2 protein-coding genes and 1 pseudogene are annotated in these 2,712 nt (G+C 66.9%); all 3 read right to left on the minus strand.

Annotation, left to right across the window (positions count from 1 at the left end; genetic code table 11):
* Positions 1–553, minus strand: a 553-nt coding sequence (locus tag FJV41_RS48675; RefSeq protein ID WP_141649440.1) for a DUF2924 domain-containing protein, incomplete at its 3' end; no start/stop codon positions are given.
* Between the two features lie 91 nt (positions 554–644).
* Positions 645–824 (minus strand): hypothetical protein, encoded by a 180-nt coding sequence (locus FJV41_RS48680; RefSeq protein ID WP_141649441.1) that lies wholly within the window; start codon positions 822–824, stop codon positions 645–647.
* Positions 825–1,612: 788 nt separating this feature from the next.
* Positions 1,613–2,712, minus strand: a pseudogene (locus FJV41_RS48690) (hypothetical protein); the annotation flags it as partial.

The raw sequence follows: 2,712 nt of genomic DNA on the forward strand, positions 1-2,712 counted from the left end.
CCTTCTGCTTTGAGCCGCCGTCCTTGAGGCCGAAGAAGCTGTAGCCATTCCAGGCCGTGCCCGTAATCAGCTTGGCCACGAAGGAGAGGCTGCGGTGGAGCTGGCCTTCGTATTCAATCCCGCCCTCGCGCACCGTCACCCGGTGCTGTACCCCCTTGAACACGCGCGTCAGCACCGTGCCAGGAGGCGGCAGGCGCGCGTCGCGCCCATCCGCAGCGCCGTCGCGCTCGTCCACTGGGGCAGGAGGAGGTGGCGGTGCGGAAGGCTTCGTCTCCTGCACCTGCCGCATCCGCCAGCGCTCGGGAAGCTTGTCGCCCAGCTCCGCAATGCGTGCCACGGCGCGCGTGGAGAGGCCCCCTTCGGCCAGCTCCTGAATCCGGAAGGCCAGGCGCTTCTGCAGGTAGCCCTTGTTCCGGCTGCGCGTGGGCTCGCCGTAGAGCTCCAGGTACTTCGCCGCCAAATCCGGCACTGACATGCTTGCCAGCGCGGCCAGTTGCTGTGGCACATCCGTCAGCTCCTTACGCGCGACCCGCGCAATCCCCTTCTTCGCCATGGTGGTGTCTCCTTCGTCCAGGGCAGCACGCCCTCGGGCGAGAGCCATGGACGCTCTGTCCCCAGAAGAAGACAAGTCGAGAGTCTGCGGCTCAGCCATGCGCGCTCTCCTCCGCGCTCCACGCGGGCGCCTGTCCTTGCCGCTGCGCATGTCGACGCAACCACAGCTCCCAGAGGGCATCGGCGAGGACATCCACCGCGTCGTCCTGGCGCTGCTGCGGGGTGCTGGAGCGCCCCGCGGCTGAAACCTCAACCTCATGCTGATTCGACATTCGCGTATCCATCGTCATGACAAAGGTCCGAGAGCGAAATCGAGGGGACACATGGCACCCGCAGCACTCCCGCCAGGACGACGCCACTCGCCAAACGAGAAACACCGCGCATCGCAGCACCTCCCTGCCGAGGCCGGCAGGGGCCGCAGCGGGAAGCAATTCAGGAGGGGGGACGGAGTATTCTCGTCAGGGCCCTTGCCGGCTTCACCCGGTCGGCGGGAATCGCCATGAATGGGAGGCTCGCGTCCGTTCTCCGCCAACGCGCGTAGACCTCCCACGCCGTGGCCGTCCACGCATAGCTCGTCCTCCGCAGCCCTCCATTGAAGACGTGGCTCGGGTGCGGGGGCAGTGGAATGGGCTCCGCCGGGTTTAGCCGGCCACGAATCAGTAGCGGCAGCCAACTCGCGAAGGCGAGCAACTCCTCCCCGTAGACAGTCCATTCCAGGCGCAGGCGCGGCTCCCCCAAAGGGAGTGGCCCCCCGCTGAAGCCAAACCGACGCAGCATGGCTTCGGGGGGCTCAAAAACGAATCGGTTCATCGAAATCCGCGTCACCGGCGGCGCTTCGGGGAAATACCTGTCCGGCCAGGAGTGGCGCGAGAGCGCCACCTGGTTCAGCAACTCCCCTTGCCGCCATACCAGCCGCCGGCCCTGGTGAAGCATGGGGGCCAGCGGCTCCATCTCCGACGCGAGACGTTGAAGAAACTCCGCCCACAGCTTGCTACGCGACAGCCTTGTCATGACTCCACCTCAAGAATGGGTCTCCACCCAAACGCCTGCTTGACGCCACTCACTCAGGACGCCCTTCCTCCGCGAAGCCATAGCCCTGGCCACGCCACGCACGGCTTGCCTCCTCGACGTGTGGGAAGTCGTCCGCGGAGATGAAGGGCACCTTCGCGACGTCAATCACCAGGGCACACCTGCGCAGGGACTTGCCGGCGAAGCAGACGCGCTCGCTGGGGGAAACGACGTACCCTCCCGCGCGGTGGTTTTCGTGAATGAGGCGTCGCAGCGCCTTCGTGTCCACCATCTCTCCCCGGTAGTCGGTGCGCTTGCAGTACATCCGGTAGGCGTCGTAGGCGGACTCCAGGTGGAGGCACAGTCGCCCCTCGACGAAGGCGTAATGCACGCGGTGCTTCAGCTCGCCCTGAATCGCCATGGTGGACAGCTTCTGGACGAAGACGTCGAGGGCGTTTCGCACGCCCTCCTCTTCCTCGAGGACGTCCTTCAGCACGGCGTCCACGGCCTCACGGGCGCCCAAGTCGGCGGGCAACGGGTAGCCACACTCCCGGGCGAACTCCTCGAAGAGGTGAATGCCCAGCAGCATGGCCGTCACGTTGTCGACGACGCGCGGAGGCACCTGTCGCCCCTTCACGAAGTCGTCCGCGACGGCGCGGGCCACGCGGTAGTCCGCGTCAAAGTCTCGCGACAGGCAGAACTGAATGTAGCGAGGGGCGAAAAGGGCCAGGCGGACAGACGTCACCTCGCGGAAGGCCGCCCGGTAGGCCGGCTGCTGCACCGTCGCCTTCTCCGGGCTGACGGGAAGAATGCGCTCCACGAGAGCCGCTTCCGTGGGCCGCGTCTCACCGCAGACACACAGCGGGGCCTGCAGGCGGTAGGTGGACACCGTCAAGTCCGGCCGGCCCCGCTCCTCCGTCTCTCCGCGGTAGAGGCGCCGCATGTAGCGGTGCACCAGGTGGAGGCGCGGCGGCGGCATGTCGTGGGGCTTGTACTCGTCCAACACCACCGGCACGGAGCGCGTTGAGGACAGCAGCTTCACCAACGCAAACTCCGTCTCCGTCACGCTGTAGGCGTCCGAGGCCGGCACCCCGGCCAGCGGCCAGAAGACTTCCGTGCAGGTGCTGGACTTGCCGCTGCCCTGTGTCCCGT

The organism is Myxococcus llanfairpwllgwyngyllgogerychwyrndrobwllllantysiliogogogochensis (genome assembly GCF_006636215.1).
GTDB lineage: Bacteria > Myxococcota > Myxococcia > Myxococcales > Myxococcaceae > Myxococcus > Myxococcus llanfairpwllgwyngyllgogerychwyrndrobwllllantysiliogogogochensis.

Coding starts and splice junctions, on each gene's coding strand:
- FJV41_RS48680 (WP_141649441.1), bottom strand. CDS start 824: ATGTCGAATCAGCATGAGGTTGAGGTTTCAGCCGCGGGGCGCTCCAGC.